This is a genomic window from Microbacterium gilvum (assembly GCF_039543865.1).
In the GTDB taxonomy this organism is placed as follows: Bacteria; Actinomycetota; Actinomycetes; order Actinomycetales; family Microbacteriaceae; genus Microbacterium; species Microbacterium gilvum.
In genome coordinates, this window is record NZ_BAABKO010000002.1 from 593,013 (window position 1) to 613,742 (window position 20,730).

Sequence of the window (20,730 nt, forward strand, 5' to 3'; positions counted from 1 at the left end):
GCCGCCCTCTCTCGCGCCCACCTTCTTTCTCGCGCCAACGGATATCCGTTTGCCGAGAGCGCACCGGATAACGCGGAATCGCATGTGCGTGACGGCAACGGATATCCGTTGGGCAAGAGGAGGTGCAGCGGGTCCGAGCGCCTCTCAGCGCGGCAGGCGCGGCACGGCGCCGACGAGCGCCTGCGCGTAGGCGGTGCGCGGCGCGTCGAGGAGCGCCCGGGTCGGCCCCTCCTCGACGACGCGACCTCCCTGCAGCACGACCGTGCGGTCGCATGCCGAGGCGACGGCGGCGAGGTCGTGCGACACCATCACGAGCGCGAGCCCGTGCTCGCGCCGCAGCTCGTCGAGCAGCGCGAGCACCTGGACGCGCGTCGTCACGTCGAGGGCGCTCACCGGCTCATCCGCCAGCAGCACGCGGGGGCGCGAGACGACGGCCCGGGCGATCGCGATGCGCTGCCGCTGGCCGCCGGAGAACTCGTGCGGGTACCGCCGCGCGGTGTCGGCCGGCAGGCCGACCGCCCCGAGCGCCTCGGCGATGCGCCGATCGGCGTCCGCGCCGCGGGCGAGGCGCAGCGAGCGCAGCGGCTCGCCCACGATCCGGTCGATGCGCTGCCGGGGATCGAGTGACGAGTACGGGTCCTGGAACACCGGCTGCACGCTCGCGCGGAAGCGGCGCATGAGCGCGCGATCGCGCCGCTCGAGCAGGGCGCCGTCGAACAGGGCCTCGCCGGGCTGCGGTGCCGCGAGGCCCAGCAGCAGACGCAGGATGGTCGACTTGCCCGCCCCCGACTCGCCGACGAGACCGACCGTCTCGCCGGCGCCGACGGAGATCGACACGTCGTCGAGCACGCGCTGCCTGCCGTAGGAGAAGCCGGCCGACCGCAGCTCCAGCACCGTCACGATCCCGCTCCGTCCAGCACGTCGTCGAGGGCGCGGGCGCTCGCGACGAGCGCCCGCGTATAGGGATGGCCGGGCGCCGCGAGCACGCGCGCGACCGGCCCCTCCTCGACGACCGACCCGTTCTGCAGGACGACGAGTCGCTCGGCCATCCGCGAGACGACCGCGAGGTCGTGGCTGATGAAGAGCAGCGCCATCCCGCGTACGGCGACGAGGCGCTCGAGAAGCGACAGCACGCCGTGCTGCACGGTGACGTCGAGGGCCGTCGTGGGCTCGTCGGCGATGAGCAGCCGCGGCCGTGCCGCGAGCGCGATGGCGATCGCGATCCGCTGCCGCTGTCCGCCCGACAGCTCGTGCGGGAACGCCCGTGCGATCCGGGGATCGGGCAGCGCCACCTCGTCGAGCGCTGCGGCGACGGCGTCGCGCAGCGCGCCGCCGCGCAGACCGAGATGGCGCCGCATCGGCTCGGCGATCTGCCGGCCGACGCGCATGAGGGGGTCGAGCGCCGTGAGGGGCTCCTGGAACACGATCTGCACGACCGGTCCCCGCAGCGGCCGCAGCACGGCGTCGCGGGCGCCGACGACCTCGCGCCCGTCGAGCAGGATCGAGCCGGACGGCGTCAGCGACGACGGCAGCAGGCCCGTCGCGGCGAGCGAGGTGAGCGACTTCCCCGACCCCGACTCGCCGATGACGCCGAGCCGTTCGCCGGCGTCGACGGCGAACGACACGTCGCGCACGGGCGCCGCCGACGCCGACCGGATCGTGAGGCCCGACACCTCGAGCAGGCTCATCGCGCCCTCCGTCTGGTCGGATCGGCGAGGTCGCGCAGGCCGTCGGCGAGGAAGTTCACGCCGAGCACGAGCGCGACGACGGCGAGACCCGGCGCGATGGCGCCGACGGGCGCGGTGAGGACGGTGCCCTGCGCCTCCTGCAGCATGCGTCCCCATGAGGCGTTCGGCGGCGGGGCGCCGAGGCCGAGGTACGACAGGCTCGCCTCGGCCAGCACGGCGCCGCCGAACTGCAGGGCCAGGCTGACGGCGAGCGTCGGCGCGATGTTCGGGAGCACGTGCCGGAACACGACGCCGAGGAGGGAGGTCCCGCTCGTGCGAGCCGCGGTGACGAACTGCTCCTGGAGCACACGGCGCGCGAGGATGCGCGTGAGCCGCGCGACGACGGCCGACATCGCGAGCCCGACCGCGAGGATGGCCGACCACAGCGACGCGCCCTGCACCGCGACCACGAGCATGGCGAGCAGCAGGACGGGGAAGGCGATGACGACGTCGAGCGTCGCCGACACCGTGTCGTCGATCCACGGCCGCGCGAACGCCGCGACGAGGCCGACGGCGATGCCGATGAGGGCCGCCAGGGCGACGGAGCCCGTTCCCACCGCGAGCGCGATGCGCGCGCCCGCCATGAGCTGCGAGAGAAGGTCGCGGCCGAGGCGGTCGGTGCCGAGCGGATGGAGCGGGCCCGGCCCTTCGAGGCGCCCTCCGCTCGTGTCCGCGAGCGGATACGGCAGCCAGACGAGCGAGACGACGGCGGTCAGGACGACGAGCCCCGTGAGCACGGCGCCCACGACGAGCGTCGCCTTCGGCCGGCGGCGCGTCGGCACCGATCCGGTGATCTGCTGGATGGCGACCTGGCTCATCGGTTCCCCGAGACGCTCGTGCGCAGGCGCGGGTCGACGAGGCGCTGGACGATGTCGGCCGCGAAGCCGATAACCAGCACGAACAGGGTGCTGACGACGAGCACGCCCTGGATCACCTGGAAGTCGTGCTGCTCGATCGCCTGCAGCAGCATGCTGCCGAGGCCGGGCAGGGTGAAGACGCTCTCGACGACGACGGCGCCGAGGAGGGTCGTCGACAGCTCGATGCCGAGCACGGCGATGACGGGCACGGCGCCGTTGCGCACGCCGTGGCGCAGCAGGGCCTCCGTCGTCGACGCGCCGCCCGCCCGCGCGGTGCGCAGGTAGTCGCTGCCGAGCACGTCGAGCGTGGCCGACCGCACGTAGCGGCTGAGCGAGGCGCTCATGACGACCACGATCGCGATGACCGGCAGGGTGAGCGACCGCAGCGCATCGGCCGGGTCCTCCCAGTCGTCGCGCGGGAAGCCCCCGGAGGGCAGGAGGCCGAGCCCGAGCGCGAACACCCAGACGAGGACGACTCCGACCCAGAAGACCGGGACGGCGACGCCGAGCTGGGCGAAGCCCGACAGCGCGATGCCGTACCAGCGGTCGGCCTTCACCGCGGCGGTGATGCCGATCGCGAGGGAGACGAGCAGGGCGACGGCGAACGCGATGAGGGTGAGCGGGATGGTCACCGCGAGGCGATCGGCGATGTCGGGGCCGATGGGGCGGGAGCTCAGGAACGACTCGCCGAGGTCGAGTCGCAGCAGCTGACCGGCCCACGTCGCGAACTGCTGCAGGAGGGGCTGGTCGGAACCGACCTGCGCCCGGGCGGCGGCGATCTGCTCGGGCGTCGCGTCGACCGACAGCAGGGCGTTGGCGGGATCGCCCGGCAGCAGCCGCAGCAGCACGAACACCGCGATCATGGCGACGACGAGCGACACCGCGAGGAACGCGGATCGGCGCAGCAGGTAGGCGATCATGTGTTCTCAGGAGGGGCCTGTGTTGTCAGACGGCGACGGGGCGCCGACAGGCGGCGCCCCGTCGCGTGTCAGGACTTGACGATGTCGTAGGCGAAGAACTGCGAGTTCAGGCCGTTGACGGGGTACCCGCTGAGGTCGCTCGAGGCGACGACGATCTGCGGGTAGAGGTACAGCCAGACGCTCGCCGCGTCCTCGGCGATCTTCTCGTTGACCTGCGTCAGCAGGGCGGTCTGCTCGTCGGTCGTCTCGGCCTGCTCGGCCTCGGCGACCCACTGCTGCACGTCGGCGTCGTCGTAGCCCCAGTAGAAGTCGGGGTTGCCGTACCAGACGACATCACGGTCGTTCACGTGCTCCTGCAGGGTGGCTTCGAAGTCCTGCTCCTGGAAGACCTTCGTGTACCACTCGTCGGCGCTGATCGTGTTGATCTCGACCGTGATGCCGACCTCGGCGAGCTGCGACTGCAGGAACTCCGCGACGACGGGGTGCGGGTCGTAGCTCGGGGTGTCGAGCGTGAACGTGAAGCCGTCGGCGTATCCCGCCTCGGCGAGCAGCTCGCGCGAGAGGTCGGGGTCGTAGGGGTTGACGCCCGTGAGGTCCTCGTACCAGGGGTCGGTCGGCGGAACCATGGAGCCGATGAGCGTGCCGTAGTCGCCCCAGATCGATTCGAGCAGCTGCGAGGTGTCGATCGCCGAGTACACGGCCTTGCGCACGAGCGCGTCGTCGAACGGCGCGACGCGGTCATTGAACGCGAGCAGCTCCTTCGTCGTCGACGTCCCCTCGCTCACGACGTACTCGTCGTCGCCCTCGAACTGCGCGAGGGCATCCGGGCTCTGGATGGTCGTGATGACGTCGATCTCCCCCGAGAGCAGGGCGTTGTTCTGCGCCGTCGCGTCGGTGAAGTAGGTGTAGACGGCCTCGGCGTTCTTCGCCGGCTCGCCCCAGTAGTCGTCCCAGCGCGCGAGGGCGAGGGTCGAGCCCTTCTGCCACTCGTCGAGCGTGTAGGGGCCGGTGCCGTCCTCGCTGTCGGTGATGTCGCCGGCGGCGTCGTTCACGATCCAGACGTAGCTGAGGTTGTAGAGGAACGAGATCGAGCGCTCCGACAGCGTGAAGACGACCGTCCGGTCGTCGGGCGTCGCGATGTCGGAGATGACCTCGAAGCTCGACTTGCGGGCCGAGACGGAGTCGTCGGCCGTGACGGCCTCGACGCTCGAGCGCACATCCGCGGACGTCAGCGGGTCGCCGGAGTGGAAGGTGACGCCCTCGCGGAGGGTGATCGTGTAGGTGAGGCCGTCATCCGAGACCTCGGCGTCCTCCGCGAGGAGCGGCTCGATCTCGCCGTCGTCGGCGAGGCGGTAGAGGCCCTCGTAGACGTTGCCCGTGAGGGCCTCCGTGACGCCCTGGCCGCCGCCCTGCGTGTTGCTGAGGTTGGTGGGCTCGTACAGCGAGCCGATGAAGATGGTCTCGTCCTCGCTGGCGGTGTCGTCGGACGCGCCGCCGGCGCAGCCCGCGACGAGCGCGAGCGACAGGGTGAGGCCCGCGGACAGGGCGATGCGGGATGTTCTCATGGGTACTCCAGGGTGAGAGCGCGCGGCCTCAGGCCGCGTAGATGTCGAAGCCGTCGCGGAAGACGACGTTCTTCTCGCCTGCTCGGATGGGCAGCGGGAACCGGTTGGATACGGGCGGCAGCGGGCAGTTGTACTGCGCCGAGAAGCCGCACGGGGGCACGAACGCCCTGTTGAAGTCGAGGACGACCGACCCCGCGTCGTCGCGCAGCCGGACGAAGAGGAACCGGCCGGACCCGTAGGTCTCGGCGCCGTTCGTCTCGTCGGCGAACACGAGCAGCAGCGTGCCGCCGTCATCGAAAGCGGCGAGCGTGTACTCGCGGCCGTCCAGCTCGAGGCGGATGTCGCCGGGGACGACGAGGTCGCGCGTGCCGCCGTTGTCGCGGATGTGCTCGAACGGCACCGTCCGGTCGCCGTCGACGGGCGTGAACCGGCCCTCGAGCACCCACGCGGGGTCGTATGCGTAGGTGTCGATGCGGTCGAAGGCCCGGATGGCGGGGGAGTCGGCATCCCAGAAGCGCAGCCCGTGCTCGGGCTCGCCCGTGTCGAGGTCGGTCCGCTGCACGCGGGTGACCTGCACGGTCGCCGGCGGGGCTGCCCGCTCGGCTTCGAGGTCGGGCAGCGCGCCCGTCCAGCGGGTCTCGACGAGGGCGAGGTTCCCCGTCGCCGAGGTGACGGCGTCGCGGCGCTCGGCCTGCCAGCGGGTGTGCTCTTCGAATCCGGACATCGCCATCCATTCTCGCGCATGCGGTGGCCAAGGGGACTCTCGCCCAACGGATATCCGATTGTCGAGAGCACAGCGGATGACGCGCAATCAGGTGTCCGCATGGCCAACGGGTATCCGTTGGACGAGAAGAAGAGCGGCGGCGAGCGGGGGGGGGGAGCGAGGGGGGAGGATGGACGGGTGAGGTTCTGGATCGGCGGTTGGGGGCCCGCGCAGGGCGCGGAGTCGGAGGGCATCTCGCTCGTCACGGCGGGCGAGGCGGGCTCGCCCCTGTCGGGCGGCATGCTCGCCGACCGGGGGCTCGCGGCGCAGGCGGAGTCGGCGTCGTGGCTGGCGGCGCACCCGTCGCGCGACATCGTGTACGCGGCGCTCGAGGCGGATGGCCGGATCGCGGCGTTCCGCAGGACGGGGGAGGCCTCTCTCGCCCCGCTCGGCGAGAGCGTCGAGGCGGGCGCCGCGGTGTGCCACATCCAGGTCGCCGCCGACGGCACGCATCTCGTCGCCTCGTGCTGGGGCGACGGCCGCGTCGTGCACGTGCCGCTCCGCTCCGACGGCTCGCTCGGCGCGCCGACGACCGGCGCCGCGGCCGCCGACCCCTACGCGGTCGCGCGCGAGCCCGACCTCGCCGACGTGCGGGACGGCGAGGGCACCGTCGACGCGGGCGAGCTGCTCGCGCAGGGCGCGACGCCGGGCGACATCGCATCGCTCCTGACGGAGCGCGCGCCCGACTGGTCGGGCGCCATGGACCTCCGCGCGCTCGTCGACGGGGACGCCGACCCGAGCCGCATCGCATCGCTCCTCGCGGGCGGCGAGGCCGACGACGGGCTCGCCGGCCTTCTCGCGGCGCTCGGGCAGGCCGATGCCGACCCCTTCGACGACCCGGCCGTGCGCGGCATCCTCGCCGCCGTGCGCGAGCGCGACATGCTCGTCGACGCGGCGCCGGCATCGTCCGAGCCGCGCCCGTCTCGCGCGCACTGCGCCGTCGCGCTGCCCGGCGGCCGCGTCGCGACGACCGATCTCGGCTTCGACCTCGTGCGCATCTGGCGCACGTCGCCACGCGGCCTCGTGCTCGATCACGAGGTGGTGCTGCCGTTCGGGGTGGGGCCGCGCCACCTGCTGCACCACCCGAGCGGGCACCTGCACGTCGTCACGGAGTTCTCGTGCGAGGTCTTCACCCTCGCGCAGGGACCGGATGGCCGCTGGGCTCTGCGCGGGGGCATCGCCGCGTCGCCCGACGTGCGAGGCGGAGACACCGCGGCTGAGCTCGCCCGCTCGCGCGACGGCGAGGTGCTGTACGCGGGCATCCGCGGCTCCGACGCGATCGCGGTGCTGCGGGTGCGGGGCGCGGGCGAGACGCTCGAGCGGGTCGCGCTCGTCGAGGCCGGCGTCGCGATCCCCCGGCATCACGTGGTCGGCCGCGACGCCCTGCTCATCGCCGGCCAGGGATCGAGCGAGATCGTGTCGCTTCCGCTGGATGCCCGCACGGGCGTCCCCGGGCGGGTGCGGCACCGGCTGCCGCTCGCGAGCCCGACCGTGCTGCTGCCGACGCGGTAGGCCGGCGGCCAACCGACAGGCCGCCGCCCCGGCTCAGCCGGCGCTGCGCACGGCGTAGCCCGTCTCAGCGGCACCGGCCGCCCCGCCTCAGTGCACGACGGCGTAGCCCGCCTCGGCGACGGCGGCGTCCACAGCCGCCGGATCGAGCGAGGCCGCGGTGCGCACGGTGACGCGCGACGTGCCGCCGGCGTTCAGCTCGACGTCGACGCCCGCCACGCCCGGCAGCGCCGACAGCTCCTCCGTGACGGCCGACACGCAGTGCCCGCACGTCATGCCGTCGACGAGCACGACCTCCGCGGACTCGGGGCGCGCGGCCCCGGGGCTGGAGGCCCCAGCGTTCGCGGCGTCCGCGCTCGCGTCGGAGGGTGCGGCGCAGCAGGCGCAGCCTCCTGCGCTCGCGTCGGAGAGGCCGAGGTCGATGCGTCCGTCGATGCTCATACGCGCCAGGGTACCCCCAGGGGGTATGTCAGGCAAGCCGCGCGAGGGCCGTCGCGAGTGCTTCCTCGTCGATGCGGGTCGAACGTCCGTCGTCCACCACGACCTCGCCGCCGACCATCACGGTGTCGACGATCCGCGGCGTCCCCGTCGTCAGCAGCGATGCCGCCGCATCCGTCACCGGCAGGCAGGCGAAGTCGCGGTCGAACCGGATGACGGTCAGGTCCGCTCGTGTGCCCGCGGCGATGCCCGGCGTCCCTCCGAGCCCGTGCGTCGCCATCCCGATCATGTCGGCGGCGTCGAGCAGGTCGGCCCTGCCGTGAGCGGCGCGCTGCGTGTACGCGGCCGTCCGGATGGTCTCCAGCATGTCCTGCCGGTCGTTCGATCCGGCGCCGTCGACGCCGACCGACACGGCGACCCCGGCCTCGCGCATCGCGAGCACGGGCGCGAACCCCGATCCGAGCCGCAGGTTCGAGACGGGGTTCCAGGAGACCCCGACGCCGTGGGCGGCGAACAGGTCCATGGCCTCGCGCGAGAGCTGCACGGCGTGCACCGCGAGCAGCCGCTCCCAGACGAAACCGGCGTCGTGCAGATACGCCACGGCGTCCATCCCCGTATGCGCACGGCACTGCTCGTCGTCGGTCGTCGTCTCGAGCAGGTGGATCATGACGGGCATGTCGCGCGCGTCGGCGAAGGCGCGGACGACGCGCATGCCCTCCGGCGTGAGCGTGCGCGGGTTCGGCACCGCGAGGCCGATCGTCACCCGCGAGCCCGCGGCGGCCGCACGCAGACGGTCGACGTCGGCGAGTGCGTCGTCGAGCGGCTGCATGAGACGGGGGTCGAATCCCCAGCGGCGGCCGGCATCCGCGCGGTCGGCGACGCCGCGGCCCAGTACGGCGCGCACGCCGACGTCACGCAGCCCGCGCAGCACGGCATCGTGCACCTCGGGGGAGGGGTGCGGCCACATATGCTCGACGAGCGTCGTCGATCCGCTCCGGAGCCCCTCGAGCGCGCCGGCGACGGCGGCGAGGTACGCCCGCTCGGGTGCGACGTCGGCCATGTGCTCGCCGACGGTCAGCAGCCACGAGAGCAGCGGCTGCCCCTCTCCGACGCCGCGGCAGGTCGACTGCTGCAGGTGCGTGTGCGTGTTCGCGAACCCCGGCAGCACATGGGAGCCGCGTCCGTCGATCGCATCGGCCCCGGACCATCCGCGATCGTCGTGCGCGCGCACCTCGACGATCGCGCCGTCCTCGATCAGCACGTCCCGGTGCGCGACGAACTCCTCGCCGTTCCACACGGAGGAGTCGAGGATGGCCGACGGCCGTCGCGTCGGCGTGGCGCGAAGGAGCGGGGAAGGGGTCATGACCTCAGCGTGGGGGCGAGGCGACTGCGGCCGCAAACCGCGACAGTGTATGTAACTCAGAGTTTACAAACGGCATTATGGACAAGATCGCATGCAATCATGCACAGTGGACCCACTGCCCAGGCGATCGGCGTCCCGGGGCACCCTGGCCACGGGATGTGGCCGAGAGAGCAGGATCACCATGACCGCGAACCCCTCGTACGACCTCGCCGAGCTCGAGAAGGAAGCCCGCATGGGCGGCCTCGGCGGGCTGCGCACCGACGTCGAGGTCCCCCGCATCGACGTGTCCGACTTCGAGAACCGCCGGGAGGAGATCACCGAGCAGCTGTGGCGTGCGGCGACGGAGATCGGCTTCTTCCAGCTGGTGAACCACCCCATCCCGCAGGAGATGGTCGACGAGGCGTTCGCCCGTTCCGCGGCGTTCTTCGACCTCCCGCGCGGAAGCAAGGAGAAGCTGCCCCTCGTCAAGGCCGACAACGCCGGCTGGGAGCACACGAGCCAGGTGCGCCCCTCGGTGAGCACCCCCGATCAGAAGGAGTCGTACCAGATCACGCGTCCGCACATGGCCGCTCTCTGGCCGGACGAGGAGGAGCTGCCGGGCTTCCGCTCGTTCATGCTCGACTTCGAGTCGCAGTGCTGGGCGCTCGCGATGCAGGTGCTGTCGTGCTTCGCCGATCGCCTCGGGTTCGCGCGCGACTTCTTCGCGGAGGCGCACGACCCGTCGAGCGACGCCTACCAGTCGACGCTCCGGCTCATCCACTACTACGCGCTCCCGGAGGAGCTGCGCGATCAGCCCGGTGTGTGGCGCGCGGGCGCCCACACCGACTTCGACTGCCTCACGCTCCTGTTCCAGCGCACGGGCCAGGGCGGGCTGCAGGTCTGCCCCGGCCGCGATGTCGACGCCCCCGAATGGACGCCCGTCGTGCCGAGCGACGACGCGATCACGTGCAACATCGGCGACATGCTCATGCGCTGGAGCGACGACCAGCTGCTGTCGAACTTCCACCGCGTGCGCGTGCCTGGCGCCGGCGAGTACACGGGCGCGCGTTACAGCATCCCGTTCTTCGCGCAGGCGAACCGCGACGTCGTCATCGAGCCGCCGCAGGGCACGTACCCTCCCCTCACCGCCCGCGACTACCTCGACCAGCGGGTGGCGGCGAACTATGCGCGGGGCCGCGGATAATCTGCTGAGCAGAGCGAGCGGGGCGGGTGCCGATCGCGGCACCCGCCCCGTGCCGCGCCCGACGTTGGGGAGGAGAGGGATGGCAGCCAGGGAGCATGAGGGTCTGCTGGGCGACGCCGTCTACGCCGATCTCGTCGACCGCATCTTCCGCGGCGAGCTGCGATCGGGCATGCCGCTCAGCGTGCCGGCCCTCGCCGCGCAGCTGAACGTCAGCCGCAGCCCCGTGCGCGACTCCGTGCAGCGGCTCATCGCCGACGGCCTCGCCGTGCACACGCCCCACGCGGGCGCCAGGGTGGCGACCCTCACGGAGGCCGACGTCGTCCAGGTGATGACGGTGCGCGAGCCGCTCGACGGCCTCGCCGCCCGAGAGGCCGTCGCGCACGCGCGCGCCGACGACATCGCCGAGCTGCGGGCGCTGCTGCGGGCGCAGGAGGAGGGCCTCGCGGAGGAGGATCCGACGGCCGACGCACGCCGCGACCTCGCCTTCCACACGGCCATCCGCGATCTCGCGCGCAACCGCGTGCTAAGCGACGCGCTCCATCGGCTCGATTCGATCGCGCACCTGCACGACGCGGGGCTGTGGTCGGATGCCAGCGGGCGCGCGGCCGCGCTCGCCGAGCACACGGCGATCGTCGACGCCATCGAGCGCGGCGACGTCGTCGGCGCGGAGGCGTCGGCGCGGGCGCATGTCGCGTCGCTGCTCGTGCGGATGCGGCGGAGGGCGCTCGGCTAACGCGGCGACGGGTCGGGGATCTCCTCCGGCGTGTACCGCGGCAGCCTCGACGCCGGGAGGATGGCGAGCGCGCTGACGCCCGCGAGCACGAGCAGCCCGAGACGCAGGGTCGCCAGCCGCGACTCCTCGTTGACGGCGACGGCCGCCTCGATCTGGGCGTCGGTCGCGTCGGTGCCGTCGAGGACGGCCCGCAGCTCGTCGTTGCTCACGAAGTTCACGTCGTCGAGGTTCACCTGCGCGACGAGCTCGGGCGGCAGCTCGGGATGCTCGGCGACCGCGCGACCTACGCTCACCCCCAGCAGGGAGACGAGCAGCGCCCCCGCGACGGCGGTGCCGACGGCGGAGGCGAGATTCTGCGTCGTGCCGCGCAGCGAGCCGACATCGCCGGCCCGCTCGGGAGGCGCCGCTGTCACGAGCACGTTGAAGACGAGCGTCACGAGGGCTCCCTGCCCGACGCCGAAGACGACGAGTCCGAGGATGGTCGGGATCGTCTCCCAGTTGTTCGTCACGACGAACGAGAGCCAGACGAGGGCCGCCGTCGTCAGCACGAAGCCGAAGACGCCGATCGTCCGCGGCGGATACCGCCGGTAGAAGCGCACGACCAGCGTCGCCGTGAGGAAGACCGTCAGGTTGAACGGCATCATCGCGAGCGAGGTGTCGAACGGCGTGCGCCCCTGCACGATCTGGATGTACAGGGGGATGGTGAAGTTGACGCACGCTTCCAGCGCCACGACGACGAACATGGCGTAGACGGCGGCCCGCTCGCGGGGGGAGTCGATGATCGACAGGTCGATGAGCGGCACGCGCCCGGCGCGCATGCGGCGCCGGGTCCAGAGGAAGAACGCCTGGCCGAGGACGATCCCCCCGACGATGAGGAGCGGGGCGGGCGACAGCCCGCCGACGGCGAACGGCGCCGCGTCGGTCGCGCGCAGCGCACCCCATCCGTTCAGGTTGTTGAAGCCGAGCGTGAGCGCGACGATCGCCGCGCCGATGAGCCCCGACGCGACGAGGTCGATCCGGATGCCCGGGTCGCCGCGGTCGCCGCGCAGGGTGAAGCTGAAGGCGAACACGAGCACCGCGAACGCGAGCACGATGACGAAGACCGGGCGCCATCCCACGAGCGTGCCCAGGGTGCCGCCGATGAGGAACGCGCTCACTCCCGAGATCGCGCGCGCCGATCCGATCGCGCCGATCGCCGTCGCCTGCTGTGAGCCGCGGTAGTTCTCCGCGATGAGGGCGACGATGGCGGGCACGATGATCGCCGCTGCGGCGCCCGCGACGGCCTGGCCGGCGATCGCCCAGCCCACGGTCGGCGCGAGGATCATGAGGACGGACGATCCCGCGAACAGCACGATGACGATACGGAAGATGAGCACCCATCCGACCCTCTGGCCGAGCTTCGCGCCCGTCATGACGAGGGCGGCCACCGCGAGGCCGTAGACGACGATCGTGGAGCTGGCGACGGTGGGCGGCACGCCGAAGTCGTCGACCATGCCTCCGAGCGAGATGGGCAGGGCCGCGACGTTGAACGACATCAGCACCTGGGCGAGGAAGAGCGACACGAGTGGCATCCACGACGCCCTCCCGTCGGTCGCGTCCGGGGATCGGGTCATGCGCGCTCCTCTCGGCGGTGCGCGACGGCGGGCGCCGACGCGAACAGATTCAGGCCCAGGGCCCGGGAGAGATGGCGGATGGCGCGTCGTGCGCGGACCGAGTTGCCGGCGGCGTCGAGTCGGGGCGAGAACGCGCCGATCGCGCCCTTCCCGGGGGCGATCGCGACGATGCCCCCGGAGACCCCCGACTTCGCGGGGAGGCCGATCTCGAAGAGCCATTCGCCGCTTCGCTCGTAGAGGCCGGACGCGGCGACCACCGCGAGCGTGTCGCGGCAGACGTCGGCGGACACCACGCGCTCGCCGGTGACCGGGTTGACGCCGCCGTCGGCGAGAGTGGCGCCCATGACGGCGAGGTCGTGCGCGTCGACGTCGAGGGCGCACTGCCGCGTGTAGACGTCGACGACGTCGTCGGGATCGCCGTCGAGACGGCCGTAGCTGCGCAGCAGCCGCCCGATCGCCCGGTTGCGGTCGTTCGTGTCGGCCTCCGACCGGTACACCTCGCCGTTCAGGCGCAGCTGCCGCCCCGCGAAGGCCGACAGCCCCTCGCGCACCCGCTCCCAGCGCTCGGCGGTCGACGCGGCGCGGACGAGCGCGGTGGTCGCGATCGCGCCCGCATTGACCATCGGGTTCATGGGATGGCCGTCGTTGAGCTCGATCGCGACGACCGAGTTGAACGCGAGCCCCGTGTTGTTCACGCCGACACGGTCGCGCACGACGTCGTGACCGAGCTCGTCGACGACGAGTGCGTACACGAACAGCTTCGAGATCGACTGGATCGTGAAGAGCCGGTGCGCGTCGCCCGCATCGTGCACGGCTCCTGCGGCCTCGACGACGGCGAGCCCGAAGAGCTCAGGGTCGGCCTGCGCGAGCGCGGGGATGTAGTCGGCGACGGTGCCGTCGTCGTCGTCCACGTACCGGCGATGAGCCTCGTGGACGAGTTCATCGACGCGCGGCGGGTCGGGGAGCGCGCCGGTCGCGACCTGCTGGTCGACATCGTCGGTCGGCTCCTCGGACATCCGGCCCCCCGCCGTCGTGTCGGTTGCTCACACCCTAGGTCGCGGCGGTATTCCGGTCAATGGACGATCACGCCTTGCGGTCCTGGCGGGGGATGATCACCTGCTTCACGATGAGCAGGATCGACGCCGTCACGGGGATCGCCACGAGCGCGCCCAGCAGCCCGAGCAGCGTGCCGCCGACGAGCGCTCCGATGACGACGAGCGAGCCGGGAACCGAGATCGTCCGGCTCATGACGCGAGGGGTGAGGAGGTACGCCTCGAGCTGCATGTAGACGAGGTAGACGATCGCGAACACGAGCGCTGTGACGGGGCTCGTGAAGAGGGCGAGGGCCGACGCGATCGCCCAGAACAGCACCGATCCGACGAGCGGGATGAGCGTGATGCAGAACGCGGTGACCGCCATGAGCTGCGGGAACGGCAGCCCGAGCACGAGGTGCACGACGAAGACGAACGCCGCGTTGACGAGCGCGAGCACGACCATCCCGCCGAGATAGCTGCCGACGGACGCCGTGATCTCGTCGGCGAGCCCGCCCACGCGAGCGCGGCTGCGCGCGGGGGCGAGCTGGATGAGCGACACCTTCATCGTGGGCAGCGACGCCAGGAAGTACAGGCTCAGCACGATGACGATCACCACCCCCGACGCGGCCGTCGCGACGGTCGTCCCCACCTGGAGCACGCCGCCGCCGATCGCGGCGATGTTCGACGGGGTCGTGAGGAACGCCTGCACCTCGGCGAGCACGGCTCCCACCTGATCGCCGAACGACTCCTCCAGCCACACGTACACCTCGGAGCCCTGGAAATCGGAGATGAGGGAGGGGATGGACCGGATGAACTGGGCGATCTGGTCGACGACGGTGGGGATGATGAGCAGGAGGATGCCGACGAGCACGGCGCCGAAGCCCGCGCAGACGATGGCGATGCCGACCGCGCGGGAGAGCCCACGTGCCGAGATCGCCCGCACGAGGGGATCGAGTCCCAGGGCGATGAAGAGCGCGAAGGCGATGTAGACGAGCACGGTCGACAGGTTCGACAGCGCGATGCCGAGGGCGATCGCGACGAGTCCTCCCAGCGTCAGGAGGAAGCCGGCGCCGAACGGCTGGCGCAGGAACGCCCAGAACGTGCGCGACGGGGGCGGCTCGGAGACGTCGTGCTCTTCGGCGGTCATGCCTGCCACTGTAGGGGCGGCGCCGCGCGTGGCCGGTACCCTCGACATCATGAGCATGACGAACGAGGAAGCCCGCGCCGAGCTGCTGCGCCTTCGGGCCAGCATCGACAACATCGACGCCGCCCTCGTCTACATGCTGGCCGAGCGATTCCGCTGCACGCAGCAGGTCGGGCAGCTCAAGGCCGAGCACGAGCTGCCCGCGTCCGACCCGCAGCGCGAGGAGCAGCAGGTCGCGCGGCTGCGCGCGCTCGCGGAGGCCGCTCACCTCGACCCCGAGTTCGCCGAGAAGTGGTTCAACTTCGTCGTGGCCGAGGTGATCCGCCACCACGAGGCGGCCGCCGAGCAGCGCCAGGGCTGACGCGACGAGCGCGCCTTCCGAGGGGAAGGCGCGCTCGACGCGCGGCTCAGGCGGGCATCCGCCGCAGCGTGGCGTAGGAGCCGGCCGCGAGGACGACCGCGAGCAGCGCGCCCCAGAACGCGAGCCCCAGGGCGCCGGTGTCGAGGATCCACGTCCACACGCCGGGCCATGCCTCGTTGAGGGTGACGACCGCGACGAAGCCGAGGAGCACGAGCGCGATCGCCAGCAGCGCGGTCGTGACCGCGGCGGTCCCCCAGCGCTTGTAGATGGTCGCGCACCAGAACCCGAGGATGAAGAAGAGCAGGCTGGCGACGAAGTAGATGAACCAGGCGGCGAGGGGGCCGGCCACCCATACCCAGTCGAGGTAGGCGAACCATCCGTTCACGCCGTATCCGTCCGTGGCCTGCTCGAGCAGGCCGAGCAGGACGAAGACGAGGGCCATCCCCGCTGCGCTCACGCTCGCGGCCGCGAGCGAGCCGAGGGAGAACTCGCGGCGGGTGAGGCTCATCGCCTGCGAGAAGGGGAACGACATCGTCATGGCCTGGATGCCGATGGCGAGGAAGTACCACAGCGGCGCCTGCGATCCGCCTCCGAACATGGGGCCCGCCGCGCCATCGGATGCGGCGTTGATGATCCAGTAGATCGCCATCGTGATGAGCCACGAGCCGCCGAGCACGAGAGCCGGCACCCAGACGAACGTCTGGGTGTTGATGAACTGCAGGCGCACGACGTTGAGGATGCGACTGCTCGGCGTCGCGGCGGGGAGGTCGATCGCGGTCATCGGAGTGCTCCTTCCTGAGGGAGGCCGGCGGGCCGGGCGCCCGCGTGCTGGGTGCGGCGGACGATGAGCTGCTGCAGGGAGACGGGTGCGAGCTCGAGGCCCGCGTCGAGGAGGCGAGCGCGTTCGGCAGCGTCGATTCGGCCGATGAAGGTGACCGAGGCGACGCGCCCGAGGTTCTCGCGGTGGATGACCTCGCGGCCGGCGACGGCGGCCTCCACGGTCGCCGCATCGCCCACGACGTTCGTCGCCTGCGCGCGGGCGTCCTCCGTCGTCTCGTCCATGATGATCCGTCCGTCGTCGATCACGAGCACGCGATCGATGAGGTCGGCGACCTCGTCGATCAGGTGACTCGACAGCAGGACGGTCCGCGGGTGCTCGGCGTAGTCGGCGAGCAGCCGGTCGTAGAAGATCTGCCGCGCGACGGCGTCGAGGCCGAGGTACGGCTCGTCGAAGAACGTGATCTCGGCACGCGACGCGAGACCGATCACGACGCCGACCGCCGACAGCTGACCGCGGGAGAGCTTCTTGATCGTGCGCTTGAGGGGCAGCTGGAAGTCGTCGACGAGGCGGTCGGCGAGGCCCTGGTCCCAGCGGGGGAAGAACAGGCGTGCCGCGGCGAACGCGTGCCGCGGGGTCGCGTCGTCGGGGTACTTCTGGCTCTCGCGCACGAAGCACATGCGGCTGAGGACGCGGGGATTCTCGTACGGGTTCTCGCCGAACACGCGCACCTCGCCGCTCGTGGCGATGTTCTGCGCGGTGAGGATGGACATGGCGGTCGTCTTGCCGGCGCCGTTGCGGCCGAGGAAGCCGTAGACGACATCCTTCTCGATGTCGAAGCTCACGCCGTCGAGGGCGACCTTGTCCTTGTATCGCTTGGTGAGGTCTCTGACCTCGATCACGGGGTTCATCCTGTGTCCTTCGGTCCTACGGTGCGGTCCGCGCGGCGCCCGCGCGGATGAGGTCGGCGACGTCGTCGGGTTCGAGCCCGAGCTTTCGCGCCTCGGCGAGAAGCGGCTGCACGTAGCGATCGGCGAAGGCCGACCTGCGCTCCGCGCGGAGCAGCTCCTGCGCGCCGGGGGCGACGAACATGCCGATCCCGCGGCGCTTGTACAGCACTCCCTTGTCCACGAGCATGTTCACTCCCTTGGCGGCGGTGGCCGGATTGATGCGGTAGAAGGCAGCGAGCTCGTTCGTCGACGGGGCCTGCGCCTCCTCGGCGAGGCTGCCGTCGACGATCGAGTCCTCGACCTGCTCGGCGATCTGCACGAACAGGGGGCGGCCGTCGTCCATCGCATCCTCCGGTGTGTCGGTTAGTTACTCGACTAAGTAACCATGGAACCTTAGGCGGTGTCAAGGGCGGGTGCGCGGGCGGGGGCTTCAGGGCTGCGGGGCTTCAGGGCTGGAGGGCTTCGCGGGCTGGGCTTCGCCAGTGCGGATGTAGGCCTGTCGCGCTCTCGCCAGTGCGGATGTAGGTCTCGAGTCGCCTTTCGGGCAACATCCGCACTGGCGAAGCGCGCCGTCGTCTACATCCGCACTGGTGAGACCGCGGCGTCTCGGGCGGTCACCGCATCGCCGCGGCGTGCGCGGCCCACCCGGCCTCGGCGGGGAGCGACCGCAGGTTGCGGTCCGCCATCGCGACGAGGGCTGCGGCGACGCACAGCCCCGAGGCCAGGGCGAGGGTGCCCGTGCGGCCGGCGAAGGCGAGGCCGAAGCCGGCGACGAGGGGCGCGAGCGGCATCGCTCCCATCGAGAGCACCTGCAGTGCGCTGTTCGCCCGGCCGAGCAGCCGGCTCGGCGTCGCGACCGTGAAGTAGCCGAGCAGCGCCGCGTTGAGGGCGGGGATCGCGACGACGGCGGCCGCGAGGACGCCGGCGATCGCGAGCGGCTCGTGCACGAAGGGGAGCGCGATGATGCCGAGGCCTGCGAGGAGCAGCCCGACGACGATGAGCGTTCCGGCGCGCACCCGCGCGACGAGTGCGGGGCTCGCGACGGCGCCCGCGAGCATCGCCGCGCTCGCCGCGGCCATGGTCCATCCCAGGGTCGTCGTCGTCGCGCCGTCCTGCTGCATCGCGTAGAGCGCCGTCGTCAGGCCCGCGTTGAAGCCGAGGTTGACGATGGTCGACACGACGAGCACGCCTCGCAGGTCACGTCGAGCCAGCAGCCATCCCATCCCCTCGCGGATGTCCGCGAACGGCGATCGGGACGGTGCGGCGGCCGGCGGCTCACCCGCATCGGAGCCCCCGCGGCCGAGTGCCCATGCGGTCGCCGCGGCGACGACCTGGCAGGCCGTCATCGCGGCGCCGACGAACCATCCGCCGGCGGCGAGCAGCATGCCCCCGAGTGGCGAGCCGAGCAGCGACAGTGCGGCGTCTCGCCCCTGATTCGCCGCCTGCGCGCGGCCCATCGCCTCGTCGGGCACGAGCTCCTTCAGGGCCGACTCGCCGGCGACGCCGAAGAGCCCTGTGCGCACCGCGAGCGCCGTGCTGATCGCGAGCAGCGCGGAGAAGGTCAGCGAGCCGGAGGCGGCCAGAGCCGTGAAGGCGGCGGCGAGGGAGAGGCCGATCACGGCGCCGGCGCGCATGAGCGGGATGCGACGGCGTCGATCCGCCAGCACCCCGCCGGCGACCGTCGCGATGAGCCGTGCCGCGAAAGCCACGGCGCCGACGATGCCGGCCTGCGCCGGGTCGCCCGTCGACGCCAGGGCGATGAGCGGGATGGCGAAGCCCGAGAGGGCGTTCGAGAGCCCGGATGCCGTGTCGCTTGCGAGCCAGAGGACGTAGCGGCGATCGCGGGTGAGTCGATAGGGCGCGAGATCGGTCATGGGGGCGAGCGTAGATGCGCAACTAAAGTTGCGCAAGCAGTCGTGCGCAACTTTCTGCGCGGGATCCGTACGATGGGGGCATGCCGAATCCCCCCGGGACCTCCCGCGCCGAGACCGTGTCGGCGCGGAAGCTGCGCGCCATGGCGCATCCGGTGCGGTTGCGCCTCGAGGAGGCGCTCGGTCGTCGAGGATTCGCCCGAGCCGCCGACCTCGCGGCCGATCTGGACCTGCCCGCGAACCAGGTGAGCTTCCACCTGCGGGTCCTGGCCGATGCGGGCCTCATCGAGGAGGCGCCCGAGAAGGCCCGCGACCGCAGGGATCGGGTCTGGACGCGGGCGAAGCAGACGTGGGAGCTCGGCAGCCCTGAGCATCCGATGGAAGACGAGCAGGCGGGGACCGCGGTCATCCGTGCGCTCGCCGCGCAGCATCACGACCTCGTCCAGCGCATCATCGCGTGGGCGCCGGAGTATTCGAGCGGCCGGGCGGCGGGCGTCCACGGGACCTTCAACCAGTACGCGCTGTGGCTCGACGAGGAGCAGTTCACCCGGATGCTGGAGCGCATCGGGTCGGTGGTCGAGGAGTTCCGCGACCTCAACGAGCCCGGAGCCGCGGGTGCGCGCCGGTGGCGCATGGACCTCATCGCGGCCGACGACGAGATCTGAGCGCTGCCGCGCCGGTTCGCCCGTGCGGATGTCGGTCTCTCGCCTCCCGTTCGCCCGTGCGGATGTCGGTCGTGCAGGGCTTCGAGGTCGACATCCGCACCGGCGAAGAGCGCCTGTCCCTCCATCCGCACTGGCGAAGAGCACCAAGCTCCGAGCCCGCCGGCGCCACCGGAGCCCGCCGGCGCCCCGGACCCTGCCTACCCCGCCGGCCGAGGCGCCGGGCCGAGCGAGTCGCCCTCGGGCGGCCCGCACGGGATGAGCGTCTGCGGCAGGGGACGGTCGGGGTTCTCGATGCGGTCGATGACGGCGTCGACGCCGAGGCGGCCGAGCTCCGCGCCGGGTGACGGCATGCGCGCGAGCGCGGGGTCAGCGGCTCCCGGCGACGTGCCGATCGACAGCACGGACAGGTCTGCGGGGATCGTCCTCCCGCGCTGTGCGAGCTCCGCGAGGATGCCGGGGGCCGCGTGCTCGTTGACGACGACGAGCGCGGTCGCATCCGAGCCCTCGTCGACGAGCCGGCTGGCGAGCGAGCGGCCGGCGCCCGCATCGCCGGCGCAGGCGAGAAGCCGTGGGGCGAAGCCGTGGCGGGCGGCTGCCGCGAGGTAGGCGGCGTGGGCCCGCGCGGCGCCTCCGTGCGGGGAGGAGCGGCCGTCCGGCTCGCCCTCGACGTAGGCGATGGCCCGATGCCCGAGCGCGACGAGTCGATCGACGGCGTCGTCGACGGTCGCCTCGAAGTCGATGTCGACCCATGCCGTGCCCGAGGGGTCGGCGGTGCGGCCGATGAGCGCGAACGGCGTCGTCGACGCTCGCAGCAGGTCCACGCGGGGGTCGTCGAGCTGCACCTCCATGAGCACGACGCCGTCCACGAGCCCCGTCGCGGTGAGCTCGGCGATCTCCCCGGCGTCGTTGCGCGCGGGCCACAGCACGAGGGTGTAGCCGCGCTCGCGTGCGCGCTCGGCGGCGCCCGTGAAGAACTGCACCCCCGAGCCGCTCAGATCGCTCTCGAGGGCCGGATACAGCAGGGCGAGGATGTTCGTGCGACCGCGCGCGAGCGCGCTCGCCGCGTGATGGCGCGCGTAGCCGAGGTCGCGCATGGCGGCCTCGACGCGCGCGCGGGTCTCGTCCGTCACGTGCTTCGTTCCGTTGACCACGAACGACACCGTCGCGATGGAGACGCCGGCACGCTCCGCGACCTGCTGCATGGTGGCCATCAGCCCATCCTCCCGCTTGACGAGGCGGCGAGGGGGCCGCATACT

At 72.1% G+C, this 20,730-nt stretch carries 21 protein-coding genes; 5 read left to right on the plus strand and 16 right to left on the minus strand.

Annotated elements, in window-relative coordinates; translation table 11 throughout:
- Positions 1-144 precede the first annotated feature (144 nt).
- From ABD998_RS08580 to ABD998_RS08605, 6 genes are all read right to left on the minus strand, one after another.
- On the minus strand, positions 145-903 hold the full coding sequence (locus ABD998_RS08580; protein ID WP_425562959.1) for an ABC transporter ATP-binding protein: 759 nt from the start codon (positions 901-903) through the stop codon (positions 145-147).
- On the minus strand, positions 897-1,688 hold the full coding sequence (locus ABD998_RS08585) for an ABC transporter ATP-binding protein (RefSeq protein WP_345438043.1): 792 nt from the start codon (positions 1,686-1,688) through the stop codon (positions 897-899). The genes ABD998_RS08580 and ABD998_RS08585 overlap by 7 nt, the downstream gene beginning before the upstream one ends.
- Complete coding sequence (locus ABD998_RS08590) at positions 1,685-2,545, minus strand: ABC transporter permease (protein WP_345438045.1); 861 nt, start codon at positions 2,543-2,545, stop codon at positions 1,685-1,687. Before ABD998_RS08590 ends, ABD998_RS08585 begins: the two co-directional genes overlap by 4 nt.
- On the minus strand, positions 2,542-3,504 hold the full coding sequence (locus tag ABD998_RS08595; protein ID WP_345438047.1) for an ABC transporter permease: 963 nt from the start codon (positions 3,502-3,504) through the stop codon (positions 2,542-2,544). Before ABD998_RS08595 ends, ABD998_RS08590 begins: the two co-directional genes overlap by 4 nt.
- 68 nt (positions 3,505-3,572) lie before the next feature.
- Positions 3,573-5,069 (minus strand): ABC transporter substrate-binding protein, encoded by a 1,497-nt coding sequence (locus ABD998_RS08600; protein WP_345438049.1) that lies wholly within the window; start codon positions 5,067-5,069, stop codon positions 3,573-3,575.
- A gap of 28 nt (positions 5,070-5,097) precedes the next feature.
- The gene (locus tag ABD998_RS08605) at positions 5,098-5,793 is read right to left on the minus strand and encodes a DUF1684 domain-containing protein (RefSeq protein WP_345438051.1); all 696 of its coding nucleotides are present in this window, start codon (positions 5,791-5,793) and stop codon (positions 5,098-5,100) included.
- Positions 5,794-5,970: 177 nt separating this feature from the next.
- Here ABD998_RS08605 and ABD998_RS08610 point away from each other — a divergent pair, with 177 nt between their 5' ends.
- Entirely contained in the window at positions 5,971-7,344 is a 1,374-nt protein-coding gene (locus tag ABD998_RS08610) for a lactonase family protein (protein ID WP_345438053.1), read from the plus strand.
- 87 nt (positions 7,345-7,431) lie between these two features.
- Here the strand turns inward: ABD998_RS08610 and ABD998_RS08615 are convergent, their stop codons facing one another.
- A complete protein-coding gene (locus ABD998_RS08615; protein WP_345438055.1) occupies positions 7,432-7,782 on the minus strand; it encodes a heavy-metal-associated domain-containing protein in 351 nt (116 codons plus the stop codon).
- 28 nt (positions 7,783-7,810) lie between these two features.
- A complete protein-coding gene (locus tag ABD998_RS08620) occupies positions 7,811-9,142 on the minus strand; it encodes an amidohydrolase family protein (protein ID WP_345438057.1) in 1,332 nt (443 codons plus the stop codon).
- 181 nt (positions 9,143-9,323) lie between these two features.
- Between ABD998_RS08620 and ABD998_RS08625 the strand changes: the two genes are divergently transcribed.
- Together ABD998_RS08625 and ABD998_RS08630 are read left to right on the plus strand one after the other, a co-directional pair.
- The gene (locus ABD998_RS08625; RefSeq protein WP_345438059.1) at positions 9,324-10,325 is read left to right on the plus strand and encodes an isopenicillin N synthase family dioxygenase; all 1,002 of its coding nucleotides are present in this window, start codon (positions 9,324-9,326) and stop codon (positions 10,323-10,325) included.
- A 79-nt stretch (positions 10,326-10,404) separates the two neighbouring features.
- Positions 10,405-11,058 (plus strand): GntR family transcriptional regulator, encoded by a 654-nt coding sequence (locus tag ABD998_RS08630; RefSeq protein ID WP_345438061.1) that lies wholly within the window; start codon positions 10,405-10,407, stop codon positions 11,056-11,058.
- Here the strand turns inward: ABD998_RS08630 and ABD998_RS08635 are convergent.
- From ABD998_RS08635 to ABD998_RS08645, 3 genes are all read right to left on the minus strand, one after another.
- Positions 11,055-12,671, minus strand: coding sequence for an MFS transporter (locus tag ABD998_RS08635; RefSeq protein WP_345438063.1), 1,617 nt, complete (start codon positions 12,669-12,671; stop codon positions 11,055-11,057). The genes ABD998_RS08630 and ABD998_RS08635 overlap by 4 nt on opposite strands.
- Positions 12,668-13,687, minus strand: coding sequence for a glutaminase A (glsA, locus tag ABD998_RS08640; protein WP_345438065.1), 1,020 nt, complete (start codon positions 13,685-13,687; stop codon positions 12,668-12,670). The genes ABD998_RS08635 and glsA overlap by 4 nt, the downstream gene beginning before the upstream one ends.
- A gap of 67 nt (positions 13,688-13,754) precedes the next feature.
- On the minus strand, positions 13,755-14,852 hold the full coding sequence (locus tag ABD998_RS08645; protein WP_345438067.1) for an AI-2E family transporter: 1,098 nt from the start codon (positions 14,850-14,852) through the stop codon (positions 13,755-13,757).
- A 55-nt stretch (positions 14,853-14,907) separates the two neighbouring features.
- Between ABD998_RS08645 and ABD998_RS08650 the strand changes: the two genes are divergently transcribed.
- Complete coding sequence (locus ABD998_RS08650) at positions 14,908-15,210, plus strand: chorismate mutase (protein ID WP_345438262.1); 303 nt, start codon at positions 14,908-14,910, stop codon at positions 15,208-15,210.
- A gap of 46 nt (positions 15,211-15,256) precedes the next feature.
- Here the strand turns inward: ABD998_RS08650 and ABD998_RS08655 are convergent, their stop codons facing one another.
- From ABD998_RS08655 to ABD998_RS08670, 4 genes are all read right to left on the minus strand, one after another.
- Complete coding sequence (locus tag ABD998_RS08655; RefSeq protein ID WP_345438069.1) at positions 15,257-15,991, minus strand: hypothetical protein; 735 nt, start codon at positions 15,989-15,991, stop codon at positions 15,257-15,259.
- Positions 15,988-16,899, minus strand: a complete 912-nt coding sequence (locus tag ABD998_RS08660) for an ABC transporter ATP-binding protein (RefSeq protein WP_345438072.1) — start codon at positions 16,897-16,899, stop codon at positions 15,988-15,990. The genes ABD998_RS08655 and ABD998_RS08660 overlap by 4 nt, the downstream gene beginning before the upstream one ends.
- 16 nt (positions 16,900-16,915) lie before the next feature.
- Positions 16,916-17,281 (minus strand): GntR family transcriptional regulator, encoded by a 366-nt coding sequence (locus ABD998_RS08665; protein WP_345438074.1) that lies wholly within the window; start codon positions 17,279-17,281, stop codon positions 16,916-16,918.
- Positions 17,282-17,552: 271 nt separating this feature from the next.
- Positions 17,553-18,812, minus strand: a complete 1,260-nt coding sequence (locus ABD998_RS08670) for an MFS transporter (RefSeq protein ID WP_345438076.1) — start codon at positions 18,810-18,812, stop codon at positions 17,553-17,555.
- Between the two features lie 80 nt (positions 18,813-18,892).
- Between ABD998_RS08670 and ABD998_RS08675 the strand changes: the two genes are divergently transcribed.
- Entirely contained in the window at positions 18,893-19,474 is a 582-nt protein-coding gene (locus ABD998_RS08675; protein WP_345438078.1) for a winged helix-turn-helix domain-containing protein, read from the plus strand.
- Positions 19,475-19,671: 197 nt separating this feature from the next.
- On the opposite strand, the gene ABD998_RS08680 is transcribed toward ABD998_RS08675, so the two are convergent.
- The gene (locus tag ABD998_RS08680) at positions 19,672-20,685 is read right to left on the minus strand and encodes a LacI family DNA-binding transcriptional regulator (RefSeq protein ID WP_345438080.1); all 1,014 of its coding nucleotides are present in this window, start codon (positions 20,683-20,685) and stop codon (positions 19,672-19,674) included.
- Positions 20,686-20,730: the final 45 nt, after the last annotated feature.